Raw genomic sequence first — 20,647 nt, 5'->3', positions numbered from 1 at the left:
GAAAAGGAAGAAGGAGGGATTCATATGCCAAAAGTACGGACAAAAGATTTAATTGACGAGTTTCAATTTGAGCTTGTAAGCGGGGCAGAGGGAATTCATCGCCCAATTACAACGAGTGACTTATCCCGTCCGGGCATTGAAATGGCCGGTTATTTTGCATATTATCCAGCGGAGCGCGTACAATTGCTCGGTATGACAGAGCTGTCTTTTTTTGAACGATTAACGCCTGTAGAGAAACGATTACGCATGGAAAAGTTATGTACCGATATTACGCCTGCGATTATTGTCTCGCGTGGATTGGAAGTGCCAAAAGAACTGATTGAAGCATCGGAAAAAAAAGAAGTTCCGGTGATGCGTTCGACGATGAAAACGACGCGGCTTGCTAGCCGTCTAACGAACTATTTAGAAAGTAAACTCGCACCGACAACCGCTGTGCATGGTGTGCTCGTTGATGTGTACGGTGTCGGTGTGCTCATTACAGGAAAAAGTGGCGTTGGAAAAAGTGAAACCGCGCTGGAGCTCGTGAAGCGTGGACATCGTCTCGTTGCGGATGATTGTGTCGAAATTCGCCAAGAAGATGAAAATTTGCTTATTGGTAGCGCACCGGAGCTTATTGAACATTTGCTTGAAATTCGTGGACTCGGCATTATTAACGTCATGACGCTATTCGGTGCAGGAGCAGTGCGTCCGCATAAACGCATTTCCCTTGTCATTGATTTAGAATTATGGGATCCAAATAAACAATACGATCGTCTCGGTCTTGAAGAGGAAAAGGTGAAAATTATTGATACGGAAGTGACGAAATTGACGATTCCTGTTCGTCCAGGGCGAAATTTAGCGGTCATTATCGAAGTCGCAGCGATGAATTTCCGTCTAAAACGGATGGGCGTGAATGCGGCGGAGGAATTTTCTGCTCGCTTGGCGGATGCGATTGGCGATGCGGGGCACGATTATGAATGAGAGGATGGATGTTCATGTTGTTACATATTGAACCACTTGATCGTGTTTTTTTTCAACTCGGACCAATTACAATTTATTGGTACGGTGTCATTATTGCGACAGGCGTCTTGCTCGGGCTTTGGTTAGCAACAAGAGAAAGCGAGCGGCTAGGTATACGAAAAGAAACGTTTGTTGACCTTGTGTTAATTGCTGTACCGATTGCGATCGTATGCGCACGGGCGTATTACGTGATTTTTCAATGGGACTACTATTCCAAACATATAGGTGAAATTCCACAAATTTGGCATGGAGGATTGGCGATTCACGGAGGTTTAATCGGTGCCATTGTGACCGGTGTCATTTTTGCGAAAAAGCGAAAATTGTCGTTTTGGAAATTAGCTGATATTGCAGCGCCGAGCATTATTTTAGGGCAGGCGATCGGACGTTGGGGCAATTTTATGAATCAAGAAGCGCACGGCGGACCTGTATCGCGCGCATTTTTAGAAAGTTTGCATTTACCAGATTGGATGATTAATCAAATGTACATACAAGGGCAATATTATCATCCGACGTTTTTATATGAATCATTATGGAATATGCTCGGCTTTCTTGTTTTGCTTGCGTTGCGGAGAAGAAATTTAAGGCGGGGAGAGTTATTTTTCACGTATATCATTTGGTATTCGATCGGGCGCTTTTTCATTGAAGGATTGCGCACAGATAGCTTAATGTTGACAGAAACGATTCGTATGGCGCAGTTTATTTCGCTTTTGCTTATTGTGTTTGCGGTCATGATGATCGTTGTACGTCGCATGCGCGGTTTAGCGAATGAGCGGTACAACGATTGAACGAAAGGGGGAGGCAACGTGCTTCAAAGGGGTTTGTTTGTTGGATTGAAAACGACATGGACGCTCGGAAAAGTCATTTTTCCGATTACGGTCATTGTGACACTTTTACAATACTCCCCCGTTTTGCCGTGGGTGACAAACATGTTGACGCCGATGATGCGATGGATCGGTTTGCCGGGGGATGCCGCGCTCGTTTTAGTGCTCGTCAACTTTTTAAATTTATATGCCGGCATTGGTGCGATGTTAACGATGGACTTGACGGTAAAAGAAGTGTTTATTTTAGCAGTTATGTTGTCGTTTTCGCACAATATGCTTGTTGAGTCTGCCGTTGCTGCACAAGTAGGTGTTCGCGTTTGGTGGACCGTTGCTGTGCGCGTCGGTTTAGCGTTCGTTTCCGCTTGGCTCATTCACGTTTTATGGGATGGCGGAGAACAAATGGCGAAATACGGGCTTATCCCGCAATCTTCAACAGTGCCTCATACGTGGGGAGAAATCATTTGGACAGGAATCGAAAAAGCAATATACGGCATTGGACAGCTGGCGCTCATCATTATTCCGCTTATGATTGCGATTCAAGTGTTAAAAGAATTAAAGTGGCTGGATACGTTTTCGAAATGGTTATCCCCGTTTGCGCGCTTACTCGGCATTCGTGAAAATGCATCGCTGACGATGGCAGCAGGGTTGTTGTTCGGGCTCGCTTACGGTGCGGGCGTCATGATTCAAGCGGTAAAAGAAGACGGGGTATCGAAAAAAGATTTAACGTTAACGTTTTTATTTTTAGTGGCGTGTCATGCGGTTATAGAAGATACGCTATTGTTTGTGCCGCTTGGTATTCCCGTCTGGCCGCTTCTTATCATTCGGCTTGTCACAGCTATTTTATTGACGGCTACGCTTAGTTTTATTTGGAATCAAATCGAACATCGAAAAAGAAAGGAAGCGACGTATGAATATTAATACGATTTTGTTTGATTTAGATGGGACGCTTATTAATACGAATGACTTAATTATTGAATCATTTTTGCATACGCTCAACCATTACTATCCAAATCAATATACGCGCGAAGATGTGCTTGCTTTTATTGGTCCGCCATTGCGTGATACGTTTGAAGCGATCAATCCAGAGCGCGTCGATGAAATGATAGAAACGTATCGGGCGTTTAACCATGCCCATCATGATGCGTTAGTGAAAGAATATGAAACGGTATATGAAACTGTACAAACGCTATATGAAAAAGGTTTTAAACTCGGCATCGTAACGACGAAAATTCGTCATACGGTCAATATGGGATTGAAGTTAACAAAGTTAGATTCGTTTTTCCAATGTATCATTACGCTCGATGATGTTGAACATGCGAAACCGCACCCTGAGCCGATTGAAAAAGCGCTCGCTTGTTTACAAGCAAATCCGGAAGAGACGTTAATGGTTGGCGATAATCATCATGACATTTTAGCAGGGAAACATGCGGGAACAAAAACGGCAGGAGTCGCTTGGACGATTAAAGGACGTGAACATTTAGCGAAATACGAACCTGATTTTATGCTTGAAAAAATGAGCGACTTGTTAAATATTTTAGGGGTGACTGGCGTTGAGAAAAACTGAACGCCATGTTGTCGAAGGAGCGAACTCCTTATGGCAACTATATCGAACCGTTTCGTTTTGGAAAGTATTAAAAAATGTTATTGTCATTTTAATCGGGCGGTATACGCCGTTTTTCCCATTAAAAAATTGGTTATATCGCACGTTTTTGCGCATGGACATTGGCGAACATACGGCGTTAGCGTTTATGGTAATGCCAGATATTTTGTTTCCTGAGAAAATTCGCATTGGCAGCAACACGATTATTGGCTATAATACGACAATTTTAGCGCATGAATATTTAGTGAACGAGTATCGGCTTGGGGACGTCATCATCGGCAACGATGTCATGATTGGAGCCAATACAACCATTTTGCCGGGTGTCACGATCGGGGATCGTGCCGTTGTTTCCGCAGGCACGCTTGTGCATCGCGATGTGCCGGCTGGCGCATTTGTTGGCGGCAATCCGATGCAAATCATTCGTCTTAGCGAACGCTAAGGCGTTTTTTTATGAGTAGAAAGGAATTAAGTCGAAAAAAATCGAATGAGTTTGTAGTTGACGAAACGAAAAACGAGGAGTAAACTACAAATAACAAACTTTACTTTGCTAATATATTAGCGAACTAAAGCGGAAGAAGGACGGGACAAAAATGAGAGTATTTATGTTTGAAAAGCCGCTTGGTATGCGGGATACGTTGCCAGATGTATATAAAACAAAACGTGCATTGCGGGAAGCAATGATGGCAGAAATTGAAACGTGGGGATATTCGTTTATTGAAACACCGACGTTAGAATATGACGAAACGGTTGGTGCCGCATCGGCGATTTTAGATCAGCAGCTATTTAAGTTGCTTGATCGGGAAGGGCACACGCTCGTGTTGCGTCCAGATATGACTGCTCCCATTGCTCGCCTAGCAGCATCGAAATTATATAAGGAAGGGTGTCCGCTCCGTTTAGCGTATGCCGCGAATGTGTTTCGTGCTCAGCAGCGTGAAGGAGGAAGACCGGCAGAGTTTGAACAAGTGGGAGTGGAATACATCGGCGACGGAACAATGTATGCCGATGCGGAAGTCATTAGTTTAATGATTTTTGCGTTAAAGCGGGCAGGATTGCAGGATTTTACTGTAACGATCGGTCATATTGGCTATGTTGATGCGTTGTTTTTCGATATTTTGCGTCACGAACAACGTGTAGAAACGTTGCGCCGCTTTTTATATGAAAAAAATTACGTTGGCTATCGGGAACACGTCAAATCGTTGCCGCTCTCCTCGATTGATCGTGATCGCCTTTTACGTCTTTTAACGTTAAGGGGGGGAGAGGCAGTCGTTGCGGAAGCAAAAGCATTGGCAACAACAGAAGCGGAACAACAGGCAGTTGATGAATTACAACAATTATGGGCGCATATTAACCAGTATGGCGTTACTGATATGGTGAAATTAGATATGAGCTTAGTGAGCCATATGAGCTACTATACCGGCGTTCTTTTTGAAGTGTACGCAAAAAACATTGGGTTTTTACTTGGAAACGGCGGACGATATGATAAATTGTTAGCAAAATTTCACCGCCCCTCGCCTGCGACAGGGTTTAGCGTCCGTTTAGATCGCTTAATGGAAGCGATTGGCGAGCAAAGAAACGATGAAAAAACGACGTGTATTATTTTTAGTCAAGAACGTTTTGCGGAGGCGTATGTGAAAGCAGCAGAAATGAGACGAAAAGGGGAAAAAGTTGTATTGCAACACATCGCAGGTATTCAAAATATGGATCAATTTACTGCATCGTTTGATGATGTCGTGTACGTATTAGGGAAACACGGAAAGGATGAACGATAATGCTGACGGTTGCGATGCCAAAAGGACGTATTTTTTCAGAAGCGCTTTCTTTGTTAAAACAAGCGGGTTATGACATTCCTGATGATTTAGAACATTCCCGAAAACTAATGATCGACGTCCCAAATGAAAAGCTACGCTTTATTTTAGCGAAACCGATGGACGTTGTGACATATGTTGAACATGGGGTTGCAGATGTCGGAATTGCCGGTAAAGATGTGCTGCTTGAAGAAGAACGCGATGTGTATGAAATGTTAGACTTGCGTATAAGTCCTTGTTATTTGGCGGTGGCAGGGCTTCCAAATACGCGCGTTCATCCGATTGCGCCAAGAGTGGCTACAAAGTATCCAAATATCGCATCGACCCATTTTCGCGAACAAGGGGAGCAAGTAGAAATTATTAAACTAAACGGATCTGTTGAATTAGCGCCGCTCATTGGCTTAGCGGAACGAATTGTTGATATTGTTTCTACAGGACGAACGTTAAAAGAAAACGGGCTTGTTGAATTAGAACGAATTGTTGATGTGACGTCGCGTTTTATTGTCAATCCAGTGAGTTATCGTATGCAAGACCGGGCGATTGAACATATGGTTGATCGTTTAACATACGCGATCGAGAAAGCGGGGGAGTGCAATGAAAATTGAACGTGTACAAGGAACCGTTTCGCTTCGGCGGACGATTGAAAGTGGAACGGAAGAACAGAGACAAGCGGCAAAGCGAATCATTGATGACGTACGCAACAATGGAGATGCGGCGTTAAAAAAGTATACAGAAATGTTTGATGGCATTTCACTTGATACGCTTGCTGTTACGCAAGAAGAAATTGAGGAGGCGTATTGGCTTATTGATGAAGCTATGATTCAAATTATTCGGGAAGCGGCACAAAACATTCGCGAATATCATGAGCGTCAACGTGCGACATCATGGTTTATGACGCGTGACGATGGAACGATTCTCGGACAAAAAGTAACACCGCTTGATGCAGTCGGCTTATATGTGCCAGGAGGAACGGCCGCTTATCCGTCATCGGTGCTTATGAATGTCATCCCTGCACAAGTGGCTGGAGTGAAACGGATTGTCATCGTTTCTCCGCCAAATGAGCGCGGAACGTTGCCGACTGCTGTTCTTGTTGCAGCATGCGAGCTTGGTGTTCAAGAAATATATAAAGTTGGCGGAGCCCAAGCGATTGCTGCACTAGCGTACGGCACGGAAACGATCGAGCCAGTCGACAAAATTTTCGGACCTGGAAACATTTACGTCGCACTTGCTAAAAGGGAAGTGTTCGGTCAAGTCGATATTGATATGATTGCAGGACCGAGCGAAATTGTTGTGCTCGCTGATGAAACAGCAAAGCCGAACGAAATTGCCGCCGATTTATTATCGCAAGCAGAGCATGATGAACGGGCGGTGAGCATATTAGTTACGCCGTCTTTACACCTCGCTTTAAAAGTAGAAGAAGAGGTGGAAAAACAACTTGCTTCCCTTCCGCGAAAAGAAATTGCCCAAAAAGCGATCAATGAATATGGCGTCATTTATGTAACGGATACGATGAAACAAGCCATTGATGTCGTGAATGAATTAGCACCAGAACATTTAGAAGTGATGACGGCCGAGCCGTTTGAAATATTAAGTAACATTCGACATGCGGGCGCGATCTTTTTAGGCCCGTACAGTTCTGAACCGGTAGGAGATTATTTTGCGGGGACGAATCATGTGTTGCCGACAAATGGGACCGCCCGTTTTTCGTCTGGACTAACAGTTGAGGCATTTATGAAAAAATCAAGCATCATTTTTTATAGCGAGCAAGCATGGCAACAACATGCGGAAAAAATTGCCGCGTTTGCACGGTTAGAAGGGCTTGAAGCACACGCACGAGCAGTAGAGGAACGGTTAAAAAGGAGAGATAAATGATGCGGACAGCGACCATTAAACGAGCGACAAATGAAACACAAATTGAGCTTACGTTTGCGATTGATGGGGAAGGAAAAGCGGAGTTAGAAACAGGTGTCCCGTTTTTAACACATATGCTTGATTTATTTACAAAGCACGGTCATTTTAATTTGTTTGTCAAAGCCAAAGGGGATACACATATTGACGATCATCATACGACAGAAGATATCGGAATTTGCTTAGGGCAAGCGATTCGCCAAGCGCTCGGTGACAAAAAAGGAATTAGACGATACGGAAATGCGTTCGTTCCGATGGACGATGCGCTTGCACAAGTTGTCATCGATGTGAGCAATCGCCCGCATCTTGAGTTTCGTGGGGAGTTTTCAAGCCAAAAAGTAGGGACGTTTGATGTCGAGCTCGTGCATGAATTTTTATGGAAACTAGCATTAGAAGCACGAATGAATGTGCATGTCATCGTTCATTATGGGCGCAATACACATCATATGATTGAAGCGGTATTTAAAGCACTTGCGCGCGCGCTTGATGAGGCCACGATGATTGATCCACGCGTCAAATCTGTACCGTCAACGAAAGGGATGTTGTAAATGATTGGCATTATTGATTATGGCATGGGCAATTTATATAGCGTCAGCAAAGCACTAGAGCGACTAAACGTGCCGTATATCGTTGAAGGTGATCAAAACAAGTTGCGTCAAGCAGATGGTTTCATTTTGCCTGGTGTTGGTTCATTTAAAGATGCGATGCATATTTTAACAGAAACGAAGCTGGACTGTTTCATTCACGAACAAGTCGCAACAGGAAAACCGCTTCTTGGTATTTGTTTAGGCATGCAACTGTTGTTTGAAGAAAGCGAAGAAAATGGTTTGACGTCGGGATTGAAGTTACTCCCAGGTCGCGTCGTTCGTTTTACGGGTATGACAAAAGAAGGAAAGCGATATAAAGTGCCTCATATGGGATGGAACGAACTCAACTTTCACCACGCCTCCCCGCTTTTTGATAACGTTGAGCGAGGGCATGTATATTTCGTTCACTCATATTATGTGCAAACGAATGAACCAACGGTTGTGTTAGCTAGCGCCCAATATGATGTGGAAGTTCCTGCAGTTGTTGGACGTGGCACAATATTTGGTACACAATTTCATCCAGAGAAAAGCGGAACGCTCGGTATGCGTCTATTGCAAAACTATGCGAGGATTGTAGAAAGGGAGAGGGGCTAATGTTTACTATTTATCCAGCGATCGATATGCGCGGTGGGAAGTGCGTTCGCCTTATACAAGGAGATTACAGTCAAGAAACGGTATACGGTCATTCCCCGGTTGAAATGGCTCGTTCGTTTGTTTCGCAAGGTGCGACATGGATTCATATGGTCGATTTAGATGGGGCGAAAGAAGGTAGACGAGTGAATGACACGTTTGTCGTTGAAGTGGCGAACATGTTAGGGGTGAGCGTTCAAATTGGCGGTGGCATTCGTACAGAAGAAGATGTGGCGTATTATTTAGAGCAAGGTGTATCGCGTGTCATTTTAGGAAGCGCTGCGATTTCGAATCCTTCGTTTGTGAAAGCGATGCTTCGCACATATGGTGAGCGCATTGTCATCGGCATTGATGCGAAAAATGGATTTGTTGCGACAGAAGGGTGGACGCATACATCGACGATCGAAGCTGTTGAACTTGGCAAACAGCTTGCGGACGCTGGAGCAGAAACGTTTATTTTTACTGATATTGCGACAGATGGAATGTTATCAGGACCAAATATCGACGCCGTCGTTCGGCTAGCGAAAGAAACAAACAAACGTGTCATTGCCTCCGGAGGCATTCGCTCGCTTGATGATTTATGCTCCTTAAAACAATTTGAAAACGATGGAGTATGCGGAGCGATTGTGGGCAAAGCGTTATATACAAATCAGTTTACAGTCGCTGAGGCGTTAAAGGCGGTGGAACAATGATTACAAAACGCATTATTCCTTGTTTAGACGTAAAAGATGGTCGCGTCGTAAAAGGTGTGCAATTTGTTTCCTTGCGCGATGCGGGCGATCCGGTTGAGCTTGCGCGCGTATACGATGAACAAGGGGCGGACGAGCTTGTTTTTTTAGATATTTCTGCGTCACACGAAGGTCGAAAAACGATGGTAGACGTCGTGCGCCGTGTTGCTGCTCAGCTTGCGATTCCGTTTACTGTCGGAGGCGGAATTCGCACATTAGAAGATATGAAAACGATTTTGCGTGCGGGTGCGGACAAAGTGTCGGTAAATACATCGGCATTGTTGCGCCCAGATTTGATTACAGAAGGTGCGAATTTTTTTGGTTCGCAATGTATTGTTGTGGCGATTGATGCGAAGTACGATCCGACGATGCATTCATGGCGCGTCTATACGCACGGCGGTCGCCGGCCGACGGATTGGGAAGTTGTTGCATGGGCGAAAGAGGCAGTCAAGCGCGGGGCAGGAGAAATTTTATTAACGAGCATGGATCGCGATGGCGGAAAAGATGGATTTGATTTAGAGTTAACGAAACGAGTAAGTGAAGCGGTGCCCGTCCCTGTCATTGCATCGGGAGGAGCAGGGTGCGCTCAACATTTTGTTGATGTGTTTCAAATGGCTCAAGCGGATGCGGCATTAGCTGCTTCGATTTTTCATTATAAAGAAACGTCTGTCCAACAAGTGAAACAGTACGTGCGCGAAAAGGGGGTAAACGTTCGATGAATATTCGATTTAATGAGCAAGGGCTTGTGCCGGCCATCGTACAAGATGCGCACAGTAAAGAAGTGCTGACATTAGCATATATGAACGAGCAATCGCTACAAAAAACGTTAGAAACGAAAGAAACATGGTTTTACAGTCGCTCGCGGCAAGAGCTATGGCATAAAGGGGAAACGTCCGGAAACGTACAAAAAGTGGTTGACATTCGCTACGACTGCGATGCAGACGCACTTCTTATTCTTGTTGAACCAAAAGGACCGGCATGCCATACGGGAGAATATTCTTGTTTTCATCATCGGTTGCAAGATGAAAAGCCTGTTGCTAAACCAGATCGTTTTGCAGTGCTAAATGTGTTAGAATCCGTCATTGCTGAGCGTGAAGCGAAACGTCCGGAAGGATCGTATACGACATATTTATTTGAAAAGGGAATTGATAAGATCGCAAAAAAAGTTGGGGAAGAAGCCGCAGAAGTCATTATTGCAGCTAAAAACCGTTCAACAGAAGAACTGCGATGGGAAGTAGCCGATTTATTATATCATTTGCTTGTTTTGTTGCGTGAACAGCGCGTGTCGCTCGATGATGTGCTTTCTGTATTAGCGGAGCGTCATCGGTAACGCTTTTTCGCCCATCCATGTTGTTCTGGAGCGAAAATGTGGTATACTTTCTTTCGGTGAAAGAAATCAACATGGAGGGTTCGATGGAAAAACATTTGCAAAAACGTGTCGGAAAAGTCATTCCGTTTATTCAAGACGGTACGTACTTTTTTAATAAAGGATTAGCATGTTATCGTCGTCGCGATCTGCGTAAAGCGAAAGCGTATTTGCAACGTGCGGTGCAACTCGAGCCAGAACAAAGCACATTTGCTTGCCAACTGGCGATTGTTTTGTCAGAATTGGGGGAATATGCGCAATCGAACGAATGGCTATTGCGCATTATTGAACATAATGATGATTTAACGGAATGTTTTTATTTTTTGGCTAACAACTATGCACATTTAGGATTGTTTGGCGAGGCGACGAAATATGCCGAACAGTACATGGAGCGCGAGCCAGATGGGGAGTTTGCTGAGTATACGATCGATTTATTAGACATTTTGACGATTGAACAAGACGATGATGAGTGGCTGAATTACGATGATATGTTAATGAAGCAAGAACAAGCTCGTACGCTGCTTGAAAAAGGCGAGTTTCAAGAAGCGATTACTTTGTTTAAAGAAATGATTGAACAACATCCAGAACATTGGGCGGCTTACAACAATTTAGCACTCGCTTACTTTTACCAAGGGAATGTCGGAAAAGCGAGAGAAACGATCGAATACATTTTAAAGCAAAATCCAGGTAATTTACATGCGCTCTGCAATGATGCGGTGTTTTCGTATTATTTACAAGAACAAGAGCGACTGTTTTCACTCACTCAGTCGTTGCAACGTGTATATCCGATTTCATTTGAGCATCGGTATAAGCTGGGCGTGACGTTTGCAATTGTTGGGCGTTATGATTTAGCGTTCCAATGGTTGCGACAATTACAACGCCGTGGCTTTGAAGGAGATGCACCGTTTTATTATTGGTACGCATATGCTGCATATCATATGGGATATCGCACGTTAGCGGAGTCGATGTGGGACAAATTTGTTGCACTTCATCCAGATAAAAAGGGAAGCGAACCGTGGCGTTATCGAGAACAGACGATCGAACATATTCAATCGTTATTTGCAAAGCAAGATGTCGCTTCTTCATTATATGCGTTATATTTAATAAGTAAATCGTTTATGACAAGCGATTGTCCGTTTCTAAAACAGTCATGGTCTCATCCGCTTCTACAACAATGGAGCGACTACGTATATGGTCACGAACATCCAGTTCCAACATATATTGTCGATGCGCATCGCATTGTAACGTTGCTTATTCAACATAATGGGTTTGAATATGAGCCGTTATACATTGCTTGGTTGTCCTTTTTTGTCGAAGCGACGAAAGAAATGGATTCATTTTCTAATCATAAGGCGTGGGCGGCGGCATTCGAATATATATTTCGCAAGCGCCGCGGTCAACGTGTAACACAACGTATGATTGCGGAGCGTTACGGTGTATCTGTTGCGACGGTCGGAAAGTATGTGAAAATTATTAAAAACAGTGGCACGAATGAGCAAGTTAATAGACGCCTTTTCTAATGTTGTATTACGATAGAAATATGGAAACGATAAAATGGAGAGCTATGCATAAAGAAAGGGTGAAAGAAACGTGTCACAAGAAAAAATTTATGATGTCATTATTATCGGTGCAGGTCCGGCAGGAATGACGGCAGCCGTATATACCTCTCGAGCGAATTTGTCAACGCTTATGCTTGAGCGTGGCGTTCCCGGCGGTCAAATGGCAAATACAGAAGAAGTGGAAAACTATCCAGGTTATGACCATATTCTTGGACCCGAATTAGCAACAAAAATGTTTGAACATGCGAAGAAATTTGGTGCCGAATATGCATACGGCGATGTAAAAGAAGTAATTGACGGTGAAGAATATAAAACAGTTGTAACAAGCAATCAACAATATAAAGCTCGTGCCATTATTATTGCGACAGGAGCGGAGTATAAAAAGCTCGGCGTTCCTGGTGAGAAAGAATTAGGGGGACGCGGTGTCTCATATTGTGCGGTATGTGACGGAGCGTTTTTTAAAGGTAAAGAACTTGTCGTCGTTGGCGGTGGAGACTCAGCGGTTGAAGAAGGTGTATATTTAACACGTTTTGCAAGTAAAGTGACGATCGTTCATCGTCGCGACCAGTTGCGTGCGCAAAAAATTTTACAGCAACGGGCATTTGCGAATGAGAAAATTGATTTTATTTGGAATCATACAGTAAAGCAAATTAACGAAAAAGATGGTCGTGTCGGCAGCGTGACGCTCGTTCATACACAAACTGGGGAAGAGCGTGAGTTCCCATGTGATGGTGTGTTCATTTACATCGGAATGGTGCCGTTGACAAAGCCGTTTGCGTCACTCGGCATTACAAACGAGAACGGCTACATTGAAACGAACGAACTGATGGAAACGAAAGTACCAGGCATTTTTGCAGCAGGGGATGTGCGTGAAAAGTCGCTTCGTCAAATTGTTACGGCGACAGGTGATGGTAGCATTGCGGCACAAAGCGCGCAACATTACGTGGAAGAATTAAAGGAAAAGCTTAACATTAAGTAATGAAAACGTAATGTTGCCTTAATTGAACTGTAACACGCTTGAAACAATAAAAGAGTATGATAAAAGTAAGTAATTGACCCCCTTTTTATATACACTTGTTGGCACGGGCTCTCGTCCCGTGCTTTCTTTTTTGCTTATGGTCATGAAAACGTTTCAAAATTTATACTTTGTGACCGTTTGTAAGAAATAGTATAATGGAGAAAACATATTCATTATTGAGGTGAACGGACGTTGCAACGGGTAACGAACTGCGTATTAGTGAAAGACGGACACGTTCTTTTGTTAAAGAAGCCTCGGCGCGGTTGGTGGGTAGCGCCAGGTGGGAAAATGGAGCAAGGAGAATCGATACGTGAAGCTTGTGTGCGAGAATATCGCGAAGAAACAGGCGTTTATTTGAAAAAACCTCAATTAAAAGGGGTATTTACGTTCGTGATGAAGCGAGGAGAAGAAGTCGTTTCTGAATGGATGATGTTTACGTTTTTTGCGGAACATTTTGATGGCGAAAACGTAGTACAATGTGAAGAAGGGGAGCTTGCTTGGCATCCCATTGAACAGATTCCAACGTTGCCGATGGCGCCAGGCGATTATCATATTATTGATTATGTCATTAAAGGAACAGGAATGATGTACGGCACGTTTACGTATACAGAGGAATTCGAATTGTTGTCTTACCGGCTTGATCCGAGTTAGCGAAAGGGGAGAGAAAGATGAGCACAGGTTCAGCGCACATTCAAATGGTTATTATTACCGGTATGTCAGGGGCAGGGAAAACGGTAGCTATCCAAAGTTTTGAAGATTTAGGCTATTTTTGTGTCGATAATTTACCGCCGACCTTATTGCCGAAGTTTCTTGAATTAATTCGGGAATCAGGCAATAAAATGAATAAAATCGCACTCGTCATGGATTTACGGAGCCGTGACTTTTTTGACCGTCTCTTTGCTGCGCTCGATGATTTAGCGGAAACATCGTGGGTGACTCCACAAATTTTATTTTTAGATGCAAGTGATGCAACCCTTGTGAGCCGTTATAAAGAAACGCGCCGTTCGCATCCTCTTGCCCCTAGCGGATTGCCGCTTGAAGGGATTAAGCTTGAGCGCCAGTTACTTGAAGAATTAAAAGGGCGCGCGCAAATGATTATTGATACGTCCGACTTAAAACCGCGTGAATTGCGTGAGAAAATTGTTCAAACATTCGCTACGCCTGCAACGACAACATTTTCGGTCAATGTTGTTTCATTCGGCTTTAAATACGGTTTGCCGATTGATGCGGATCTTGTTTTTGATGTTCGTTTTTTGCCGAACCCACATTATATTGAGCATATGCGTCCAAAAACAGGGCTCGATGAGGAAGTATCATCTTATGTTTTGAAGTGGACGGAAACACAAAAGTTTATTGAAAAAGTAACGGATTTGCTTTCGTTTATGCTTCCGCACTATAAGCGAGAAGGAAAAAGTCAAGTCGTGATTGCCATTGGATGCACAGGTGGACAGCATCGTTCCGTTACGTTAGCGGAGTATATCGGGCGTTATTTTGCTGACGAATATACAACGCACGTGTCACATCGAGATATTGCAAAAAGAAAGGATACGCACCGATGAAAAAAATTGTTGTCATCGGTGGGGGGACGGGGCTTCCTGTATTGCTTCGGGGGCTCAAACAATACGATGTCGATTTAACAGCCATTGTTACCGTTGCTGATGATGGTGGAAGCTCAGGAAGATTACGCGATGAACTCGATATGCCCCCACCTGGAGATATTCGTAATGTGCTTGCTGCTCTTTCTGACGTAGAACCGCTTATTATCGAATTGTTTCAACATCGATTTGAAAACGGAAACGGGTTGTCAGGCCATTCGCTTGGTAATTTAATTTTAGCAGCGATGACGTCCATCACTGGCGATTTCGTGCGCGCGGTTCGTGAAATGGGAAAAGTGTTAAATGTGCGCGGAAAAGTGTTGCCAGCCGCAAATGAAAGCGTTGTGTTGCATGCGGAAATGGAAGACGGGACGATCGTATCGGGCGAGTCAAAAATTCCGTATTCGGGGAAAAAAATTAAACGTGTGTTTTTAACTCCAGAAAATATTGAGCCGCTTGAAGAAACGATTACAGAATTACAAACGGCAGACTTAATTGTTATTGGACCCGGTAGTTTATACACGAGCATTTTACCGAATTTACTCGTTCCTAAAATTGGCGAAGAGGTATGTAAATCGAAGGCGAAAAAAGTATATATATGCAACGTCATGACCCAAGCAGGGGAAACATTAAACTATACAGCAAGCGATCATGTGCAAGCGCTTTATGACCATATGGCGTGTGCATTTTTAGATGCAGTCATTGTAAATGATGCTCCGATTTTGCCAGAAACGAAAGAGCGATATGCGAAAGAATTTGCCGCACCGGTCGTTTGTGATATACGAGAGTTAGAAGCCCTCGGTTTACAAGTCATTTGTGATGCAATCATTGATGAACGAGATGGAACGGTGCGTCATGATACGAAAAAAGTAGCGGCGTTGCTCGTTTCGCTTCTTGCACCTCCTTCGCACGACATACATTCATAGGAGGTGAAATCGTTGTCGTTTGCATCAGAAACGAAGAAGGAATTAACGAGTATCGAAGTGAAGTCTTGTTGTTTAAAGGCAGAGTTATCTGCTTTAATTCGAATGAACGGTTCCATTTCATTTTCAAACCGACGTTTATTATTAAATATTCAAACAGAAAATGCTGCAATTGCAAGGCGAATTTATACGTTATTGAAAAAAGGGTATGATGTAGCTGTCGAACTACTTGTTCGTAAAAAGATGCGCCTAAAAAAAAATAACGTATATATCGTACGCGTTGTCGAAGGAACGCATGAGCTATTATCAGATTTGAAAATTATGGAGGAAGGATTTTCGTTTGTCCGTTCCATTTCACCGGAGCTTGTTCAAAAAAAATGTTGCAAGCGTTCGTATTTACGCGGAGCTTTTTTAGCAGGGGGATCTGTCAACAATCCAGAAACATCGTCGTATCATTTAGAAATTTTCTCCTTATATCGTGAACATAACGAATCGCTTTGTGAACTGATGAACACGAATTTTCATTTACATGCGCGTACGTTAGAGAGAAAAAAAGGGTTTATTACGTATTTAAAAGAAGCGGAGAAAATAGCCGAGTTTTTAAGCATTATTGGGGCGCATCAAGCATTATTACGCTTTGAAGATGTGCGCATCGTGCGCGATATGCGCAATTCTGTCAATCGTCTTGTCAACTGCGAAACGGCTAACTTAAACAAAACGATTGGCGCAGCTTTACGTCAAGTTGAAAATATTCGCTATATTGACGAAACGATTGGACTTGATCAGCTCCCGGAAAAACTGCGTGAAATTGCAAAATTGCGCATTGAATATCAAGATGTGACGCTAAAAGAGCTTGGGGAAATGGTTTCTGGAGGGAAAATTAGCAAATCTGGTATTAACCATCGCCTGCGCAAATTAGATGAAATTGCTGAACGACTTCGTGCCGGTCAGCCAGTTGATTTTCATAAATCTTTATAAACTATGGGAGGAATGCATGATGGTAGAAAAGCAAGTGGAAGTACGGTTAAAAACAGGATTGCAAGCGCGTCCAGCAGCGTTGTTTGTTCAAGAAGCAAACCGCTTTTCAGCTGATATTTACATTGAAAAAGACGGTAAAAAAGTGAATGCAAAAAGCATTATGGGTTTAATGAGTTTAGCGATTCACACAGGGGCGGTAATTACCATTTATGCGAATGGACCAGATGAACAAGAAGCGTTAAATAAGCTTGTTCGATATGTTGAACAAGAATCATAATAAAACAAGGCGGGAAAACCGCCTTGTTTTATTTTTCATCGACGCGTGTCAATACGCGGTCAATTAAACCATATTCTTTTGCTTTTTCAGCTGTCATAAAGTTATCGCGATCGGTATCGCGCTCAATCACTTCGATCGGTTGTCCTGTATTTTCAGACAAGATGCGGTTTAATTTATCGCGCAAGAATAAAATGCGTTTCGCTGCAATTTCGATTTCTGTTGCTTGACCTTGCACACCACCGAGCGGTTGATGAATCATGATCTCACTATTTGGCAATGCGAAACGTTTTCCTTTAGCACCAGCAGCAAGTAAAAATGCTCCCATAGAAGCCGCCATGCCGATACAAATTGTCGATACGTCTGGCTTAATAAATTGCATCGTATCGTAAATCGCCATGCCTGCTGTAATCGACCCACCAGGGCTGTTAATGTAAAGAGAAATATCTTTTTCAGGGTCTTCAGCGGCTAAAAATAAAAGCTGAGAAACGATTGAGTTTGCGACATGATCATCGATTGGGCTTCCTAAAATGATGATGCGGTCTTTTAATAATCGAGAGTAAATGTCATATGCGCGTTCTCCACGGCTCGTTTGTTCAATAACTGTAGGAATTAAGTTCATGCTCTTCCTCCTCCGATAATTCATTTTTTATGTACTTTTATCATACAGGAAAGGTCAATAAAGGTCAAATGAAACACCTTTCGTTTATATGTATTCGCTTTTTTTCTTCTGCATCCCTTCTTTCATCGTTTCCGCTTTTTTAAATTTTAAACGTCACCGCTATTGCATTTTTTTTTCTTCTTCACTATAATGGTAAGTGCATTTATCATTATGCCCTCGTAGTGTAGTGGATAGCACGAGAGATTCCGGTTCTCTTAGCGTGGGTTCGAATCCTGCCGAGGGCGTTAGTTAACCCCTACTTGCTTGCAAGTAGGGGTTTTTATTTGCATAAAAAATAAAGTCCGGTGTGCCGCACCGGACGAATAGGTGAATTTTGCGAGGCTTGCTCGCTCGTTCTATAAGAATGATAACATGCCTTCGATGCATATGCATAGTAGAAAAAACATCCAATATGTTTTTATCGTCTCTCCGTTAGAGAGATGATAAAATGAGGATGAAGGGAGATGGCATGAATGGAGATGCGATTAACGCAAAGGCAAGAGCTAAAAGTTGCGTTGACAAAAGAGCTTGTACAGGCGATTGAATTGTTGCAATATTCGACGCTAGAGTTACAATCGCTGTTACATGAGCAAGCGCTTGAAAATCCATTTATCGAGCTACGTGAACGAAAACGAACGGCTAATAAGCGACGAGAACGAACAGATCAGAAGCATTATATTGAAAATGTAAGCGCTTTTAATCGTTCGCTCGCTTCCCATTTGCATGCCCAACTCATTGGTATGCGTGTATCGGAGGAGGAAAGAAAAGCACTTGATTATTTAATTGCGTCACTCGATGAATATGGTTATTTGCATACAACGGTTGCAGAAGCAGCTTGCCATCTTCAGATAGAAGAAACGATCGTGTCGCGAGCGCTTCATATGTTACGCTCACTTGATCCTGCTGGGGTAGGAGCGGAAAATTTGTCGCATTGTCTATATTTGCAACTCATTCGTCTTCCTCAAAGGGATGAGTTAGCAGAAACAATTGTGACGGAGTATTTTGAACCGTTTGTCAATAAAAAGTGGAAAGAAATAAAAGCGAAACTAGGGGTGGAGTTAGCGGATTTACAGCGAGTGTGGGAGCTTATTCGTACGCTTCATCCACGCCCAGGAAGTTTGTATAACGATGAACAAATGACGTACATTGTCCCTGATGTCATCGTGTCATATAGTAATGGGGCGTGGAGTGTAACGATAAATGAAGGTATCATTCCAACAATCGTATGGAATGAATTGTATGAAAGAAAAGTACAGACGGATGATCCACACGTTCAAAAATATATTGAAGAAAAAAGACAACAGTTTTATTGGATTCAACGTTGTTTAACTCAGCGAGCTGCGACGATTGAACAAATTGCATGTGAGCTCATTGATCGACAACGCGATTATTTTGAGAAAGGTTTGCTCCATATGAAACCGCTCACAATGCGTGATGTTGCTGCTTCATTAAACATGCATGAATCGACCGTCAGTCGCGCAGTGAAAAATAAATATATGCAAACGCCCCACGGTTTAATTGACATGCGTCGCTTTTTCACTAGTGGTGTGGATGATGCGTCGCAAGAAAAAGTAAAAAGTTTAATTGCTGAACTGGTTAGACAAGAAAATAGCCAAAAACCTCTTTCTGATCAAAACATTGCTGATTTACTCGAGCAACGCTACAATATTTGTGTAGCGCGGCGAACGGTTGCGAAATATCGTGAACAACTTCATATTCCGCCAGCTTCGAAACGAAAGCAATATGCATAAAGGGGATAAAGCATGAAAGTGGTCGTATATTCAAAAGAAAACTGTTGTCTTTGTGATGAAGCAAAAACCATCCTTCATGAGCTACAAGTCGAATGGGAAGAAATTGACATTTATAAAGATGAGCGATTACTCGAACAGTACCATCTTATGATTCCTGTCATTGAAATCGATGGACATATCGTTGCGTACGGTCGCATTCACAAAGATGTCATAAGAAAGCGATTACAACAAAAATGAAGCAGTTGAACAATGTTTCACTTCCTGTTACAATAAAGTTGTAGCAGGGGTGAATTTTTTTACACAAAGTGGGACACAATACGTCATGGTGGGACTTAAAACGTCCTACAGAAGAAAAAGAGAGTAAAGAAGGAAGAAAAGAGCATGCGACAATGGATTGATGTTCAACGAAAATTGTTGCCTGATCTTCTCGTGATTATGCAAAAGCGATATGAAATTTTGCAGCACATTCGGTTAATGCAGCCGATCGGACGACGAACGTTGTCACTCAACTTAGGCATTAGCGAGCGCGTTTTACGTTCGGAGGTGCAGTTTTTAAAAGAGCAACATTTACTTGATATTACAGCTGCAGGCATGAGCATTACAGCTGAAGGAAATGATGTGCTCGTACAGCTAGAAGATATGATGCGAGAAGTATTAGGGCTGAAAGAATTAGAAAGAAAAATAAAAAAGAAGCTTCCTGTCGAAGACGTCATTGTCGTTGCTGGTGATAGCGACCAGTCTCCTTGGGTGAAAAGAGAAATGGGAAGAGCTTGTGTCTCACGAATAAAACATTCGCTAAAAGGGAATGACATTGTAGCAGTAACTGGTGGAACAACCCTTGCTGCTGTTGCTGAAATGATGACACCTGATGTCAAATATCGCGATGTACTATTTGTTCCAGCGCGCGGTGGGCTTGGAGAAGATGTAACAAATCAAGCAAACACAATTTGTGCGCGCATGGCTGAAAAAGCAATGGGACATTATCGTTTGTTACATGTCCCTGATCAATTAAGTGCTGAAACGTATCAGTCAATTATTGAAGAACCTGCTATTCGAGAAGTACTGGAATTAATTAAATCATCAACGATCGTCATTCACGGAATTGGCGATGCGAAAACAATGGCGGAACGAAGAAAAACGCCGCCAGAAGAAATGAAAAAAATTGAACAAAACGAAGCGGTGGCGGAAGCGTTTGGGTATTACTTTAATCAGCACGGAGACGTCGTGCATAAAGTAAATACAGTTGGCATTCAGCTCGAAGATGTACGCCACGTTCCTTGTGTCATTGCAGTTGCAGGAGGAGCCTCGAAAGCAAAAGCAATTCAAGCGTATATAAAACAGGCGAATCGGTGCATCTTAATTACAGATGAAGGTGCAGCAAAACAGTTAGTACGGGATGATTCATCCCTCTAAAATATATCCTTACGATTCCAAAGGAGGACAA

General features: G+C 43.0%; 23 protein-coding genes, 1 tRNA gene and 1 pseudogene. 24 read left to right on the top strand and 1 reads right to left on the bottom strand.

Annotation, left to right across the window (positions count from 1 at the left end; all coding sequences use genetic code 11):
- Positions 1-24: 24 nt before the first annotated feature.
- The 20 genes and pseudogenes from hprK to CS060_RS03305 all read left to right on the top strand — a co-directional run bounded on the left by hprK (position 25) and on the right by CS060_RS03305 (position 16,794).
- Positions 25-960, top strand: coding sequence for an HPr(Ser) kinase/phosphatase (gene hprK / locus CS060_RS03400; protein WP_035049116.1), 936 nt, complete (start codon positions 25-27; stop codon positions 958-960).
- A 14-nt stretch (positions 961-974) separates the two neighbouring features.
- Positions 975-1,784 (top strand): prolipoprotein diacylglyceryl transferase, encoded by an 810-nt coding sequence (gene lgt / locus CS060_RS03395; RefSeq protein ID WP_035049119.1) that lies wholly within the window; start codon positions 975-977, stop codon positions 1,782-1,784.
- Between the two features lie 18 nt (positions 1,785-1,802).
- On the top strand, positions 1,803-2,738 hold the full coding sequence (locus tag CS060_RS03390) for a nucleoside recognition domain-containing protein (RefSeq protein WP_035049121.1): 936 nt from the start codon (positions 1,803-1,805) through the stop codon (positions 2,736-2,738).
- The gene (gene ppaX, locus CS060_RS03385; protein WP_035049122.1) at positions 2,728-3,384 is read left to right on the top strand and encodes a pyrophosphatase PpaX; all 657 of its coding nucleotides are present in this window, start codon (positions 2,728-2,730) and stop codon (positions 3,382-3,384) included. The genes CS060_RS03390 and ppaX overlap by 11 nt, the downstream gene beginning before the upstream one ends.
- Positions 3,371-3,859: an acyltransferase gene (locus tag CS060_RS03380; RefSeq protein WP_035049124.1), complete on the top strand. Its 489-nt coding sequence runs from the start codon at positions 3,371-3,373 to the stop codon at positions 3,857-3,859. Before ppaX ends, CS060_RS03380 begins: the two co-directional genes overlap by 14 nt.
- Before the next feature lie 151 nt (positions 3,860-4,010).
- Positions 4,011-5,189, top strand: a complete 1,179-nt coding sequence (locus tag CS060_RS03375) for an ATP phosphoribosyltransferase regulatory subunit (RefSeq protein WP_035049127.1) — start codon at positions 4,011-4,013, stop codon at positions 5,187-5,189.
- Positions 5,189-5,830, top strand: coding sequence for an ATP phosphoribosyltransferase (hisG, locus tag CS060_RS03370; protein ID WP_035049129.1), 642 nt, complete (start codon positions 5,189-5,191; stop codon positions 5,828-5,830). The genes CS060_RS03375 and hisG overlap by 1 nt, the downstream gene beginning before the upstream one ends.
- The gene (gene hisD, locus CS060_RS03365) at positions 5,820-7,097 is read left to right on the top strand and encodes a histidinol dehydrogenase (RefSeq protein WP_035049131.1); all 1,278 of its coding nucleotides are present in this window, start codon (positions 5,820-5,822) and stop codon (positions 7,095-7,097) included. Before hisG ends, hisD begins: the two co-directional genes overlap by 11 nt.
- Positions 7,094-7,681 (top strand): imidazoleglycerol-phosphate dehydratase HisB, encoded by a 588-nt coding sequence (gene hisB, locus CS060_RS03360; protein WP_035049133.1) that lies wholly within the window; start codon positions 7,094-7,096, stop codon positions 7,679-7,681. The genes hisD and hisB overlap by 4 nt, the downstream gene beginning before the upstream one ends.
- Complete coding sequence (gene hisH / locus CS060_RS03355) at positions 7,682-8,314, top strand: imidazole glycerol phosphate synthase subunit HisH (protein ID WP_035049135.1); 633 nt, start codon at positions 7,682-7,684, stop codon at positions 8,312-8,314.
- Complete coding sequence (gene hisA / locus CS060_RS03350; protein ID WP_035049137.1) at positions 8,314-9,042, top strand: 1-(5-phosphoribosyl)-5-[(5-phosphoribosylamino)methylideneamino]imidazole-4-carboxamide isomerase; 729 nt, start codon at positions 8,314-8,316, stop codon at positions 9,040-9,042. Before hisH ends, hisA begins: the two co-directional genes overlap by 1 nt.
- Complete coding sequence (hisF, locus tag CS060_RS03345; RefSeq protein WP_035049139.1) at positions 9,039-9,797, top strand: imidazole glycerol phosphate synthase subunit HisF; 759 nt, start codon at positions 9,039-9,041, stop codon at positions 9,795-9,797. Before hisA ends, hisF begins: the two co-directional genes overlap by 4 nt.
- Complete coding sequence (hisIE, locus tag CS060_RS03340) at positions 9,794-10,408, top strand: bifunctional phosphoribosyl-AMP cyclohydrolase/phosphoribosyl-ATP diphosphatase HisIE (RefSeq protein ID WP_035049141.1); 615 nt, start codon at positions 9,794-9,796, stop codon at positions 10,406-10,408. Before hisF ends, hisIE begins: the two co-directional genes overlap by 4 nt.
- 83 nt (positions 10,409-10,491) lie before the next feature.
- A pseudogene (locus CS060_RS03335) lies at positions 10,492-11,939 on the top strand (tetratricopeptide repeat protein).
- Positions 11,940-12,034: 95 nt separating this feature from the next.
- A complete protein-coding gene (trxB, locus tag CS060_RS03330; RefSeq protein WP_035049142.1) occupies positions 12,035-12,982 on the top strand; it encodes a thioredoxin-disulfide reductase in 948 nt (315 codons plus the stop codon).
- A 231-nt stretch (positions 12,983-13,213) separates the two neighbouring features.
- Positions 13,214-13,672, top strand: a complete 459-nt coding sequence (locus tag CS060_RS03325; protein ID WP_035049145.1) for an NUDIX hydrolase — start codon at positions 13,214-13,216, stop codon at positions 13,670-13,672.
- A gap of 17 nt (positions 13,673-13,689) precedes the next feature.
- Positions 13,690-14,580, top strand: coding sequence for an RNase adapter RapZ (rapZ, locus tag CS060_RS03320; protein ID WP_035049147.1), 891 nt, complete (start codon positions 13,690-13,692; stop codon positions 14,578-14,580).
- Positions 14,577-15,542, top strand: a complete 966-nt coding sequence (mgfK, locus tag CS060_RS03315) for a gluconeogenesis morphogenetic factor MgfK (RefSeq protein ID WP_099668685.1) — start codon at positions 14,577-14,579, stop codon at positions 15,540-15,542. Before rapZ ends, mgfK begins: the two co-directional genes overlap by 4 nt.
- Positions 15,543-15,554: 12 nt before the next feature.
- On the top strand, positions 15,555-16,517 hold the full coding sequence (gene whiA, locus CS060_RS03310) for a DNA-binding protein WhiA (RefSeq protein WP_035049802.1): 963 nt from the start codon (positions 15,555-15,557) through the stop codon (positions 16,515-16,517).
- A gap of 19 nt (positions 16,518-16,536) precedes the next feature.
- Positions 16,537-16,794 (top strand): HPr family phosphocarrier protein, encoded by a 258-nt coding sequence (locus CS060_RS03305; RefSeq protein ID WP_035049804.1) that lies wholly within the window; start codon positions 16,537-16,539, stop codon positions 16,792-16,794.
- Between the two features lie 28 nt (positions 16,795-16,822).
- Here the strand turns inward: CS060_RS03305 and clpP are convergent, their stop codons facing one another.
- A complete protein-coding gene (gene clpP / locus CS060_RS03300) occupies positions 16,823-17,437 on the bottom strand; it encodes an ATP-dependent Clp endopeptidase proteolytic subunit ClpP (RefSeq protein WP_304413198.1) in 615 nt (204 codons plus the stop codon).
- A 188-nt stretch (positions 17,438-17,625) separates the two neighbouring features.
- On the opposite strand from clpP, the gene CS060_RS03295 reads away from it, so the two are divergent.
- The 4 genes from CS060_RS03295 (at position 17,626) to CS060_RS03280 (ending at position 20,616) form a co-directional block, all read left to right on the top strand.
- Positions 17,626-17,697 (top strand) — tRNA-Arg (locus CS060_RS03295).
- Between the two features lie 228 nt (positions 17,698-17,925).
- Complete coding sequence (rpoN, locus tag CS060_RS03290; protein ID WP_035049806.1) at positions 17,926-19,203, top strand: RNA polymerase factor sigma-54; 1,278 nt, start codon at positions 17,926-17,928, stop codon at positions 19,201-19,203.
- A 12-nt stretch (positions 19,204-19,215) separates the two neighbouring features.
- Positions 19,216-19,440 carry a glutaredoxin family protein gene (locus CS060_RS03285; protein ID WP_035049808.1) on the top strand — a complete coding sequence of 75 codons (225 nt, stop codon included), beginning with the start codon at positions 19,216-19,218 and terminating at the stop codon, positions 19,438-19,440.
- A gap of 144 nt (positions 19,441-19,584) precedes the next feature.
- A complete protein-coding gene (locus tag CS060_RS03280) occupies positions 19,585-20,616 on the top strand; it encodes a sugar-binding transcriptional regulator (protein WP_035049810.1) in 1,032 nt (343 codons plus the stop codon).
- Positions 20,617-20,647: the final 31 nt, after the last annotated feature.

The sequence above is a fragment of the Anoxybacillus flavithermus genome, from assembly GCF_002742685.1.
Classification (GTDB): domain Bacteria; phylum Bacillota; class Bacilli; order Bacillales; family Anoxybacillaceae; genus Anoxybacillus; species Anoxybacillus flavithermus_E.
This window is presented reverse-complemented; position numbering and strand designations above follow the sequence as displayed.

What these genes read in the sequence shown, in the direction of transcription:
- hprK (WP_035049116.1), top strand. Translation starts at nt 25, where the DNA reads ATGCCAAAAGTACGGACAAAAGATTTAATTGACGAGTTTCAATTTGAG.
- ppaX (WP_035049122.1), top strand. Translation starts at nt 2,728, where the DNA reads ATGAATATTAATACGATTTTGTTTGATTTAGATGGGACGCTTATTAAT.
- hisF (WP_035049139.1), top strand. Translation starts at nt 9,039, where the DNA reads ATGATTACAAAACGCATTATTCCTTGTTTAGACGTAAAAGATGGTCGC.
- CS060_RS03305 (WP_035049804.1), top strand. Translation starts at nt 16,537, where the DNA reads ATGGTAGAAAAGCAAGTGGAAGTACGGTTAAAAACAGGATTGCAAGCG.
- hisD (WP_035049131.1), top strand. Translation starts at nt 5,820, where the DNA reads ATGAAAATTGAACGTGTACAAGGAACCGTTTCGCTTCGGCGGACGATT.
- hisH (WP_035049135.1), top strand. Translation starts at nt 7,682, where the DNA reads ATGATTGGCATTATTGATTATGGCATGGGCAATTTATATAGCGTCAGC.
- CS060_RS03375 (WP_035049127.1), top strand. Translation starts at nt 4,011, where the DNA reads ATGAGAGTATTTATGTTTGAAAAGCCGCTTGGTATGCGGGATACGTTG.
- rapZ (WP_035049147.1), top strand. Translation starts at nt 13,690, where the DNA reads ATGAGCACAGGTTCAGCGCACATTCAAATGGTTATTATTACCGGTATG.
- mgfK (WP_099668685.1), top strand. Translation starts at nt 14,577, where the DNA reads ATGAAAAAAATTGTTGTCATCGGTGGGGGGACGGGGCTTCCTGTATTG.
- hisA (WP_035049137.1), top strand. Translation starts at nt 8,314, where the DNA reads ATGTTTACTATTTATCCAGCGATCGATATGCGCGGTGGGAAGTGCGTT.
- CS060_RS03280 (WP_035049810.1), top strand. Translation starts at nt 19,585, where the DNA reads ATGCGACAATGGATTGATGTTCAACGAAAATTGTTGCCTGATCTTCTC.
- hisB (WP_035049133.1), top strand. Translation starts at nt 7,094, where the DNA reads ATGATGCGGACAGCGACCATTAAACGAGCGACAAATGAAACACAAATT.
- clpP (WP_304413198.1), bottom strand. Translation starts at nt 17,437, where the DNA reads ATGAATTATCGGAGGAGGAAGAGCATGAACTTAATTCCTACAGTTATT.
- hisG (WP_035049129.1), top strand. Translation starts at nt 5,189, where the DNA reads ATGCTGACGGTTGCGATGCCAAAAGGACGTATTTTTTCAGAAGCGCTT.
- CS060_RS03285 (WP_035049808.1), top strand. Translation starts at nt 19,216, where the DNA reads ATGAAAGTGGTCGTATATTCAAAAGAAAACTGTTGTCTTTGTGATGAA.
- rpoN (WP_035049806.1), top strand. Translation starts at nt 17,926, where the DNA reads ATGGAGATGCGATTAACGCAAAGGCAAGAGCTAAAAGTTGCGTTGACA.
- hisIE (WP_035049141.1), top strand. Translation starts at nt 9,794, where the DNA reads ATGAATATTCGATTTAATGAGCAAGGGCTTGTGCCGGCCATCGTACAA.
- lgt (WP_035049119.1), top strand. Translation starts at nt 975, where the DNA reads ATGTTGTTACATATTGAACCACTTGATCGTGTTTTTTTTCAACTCGGA.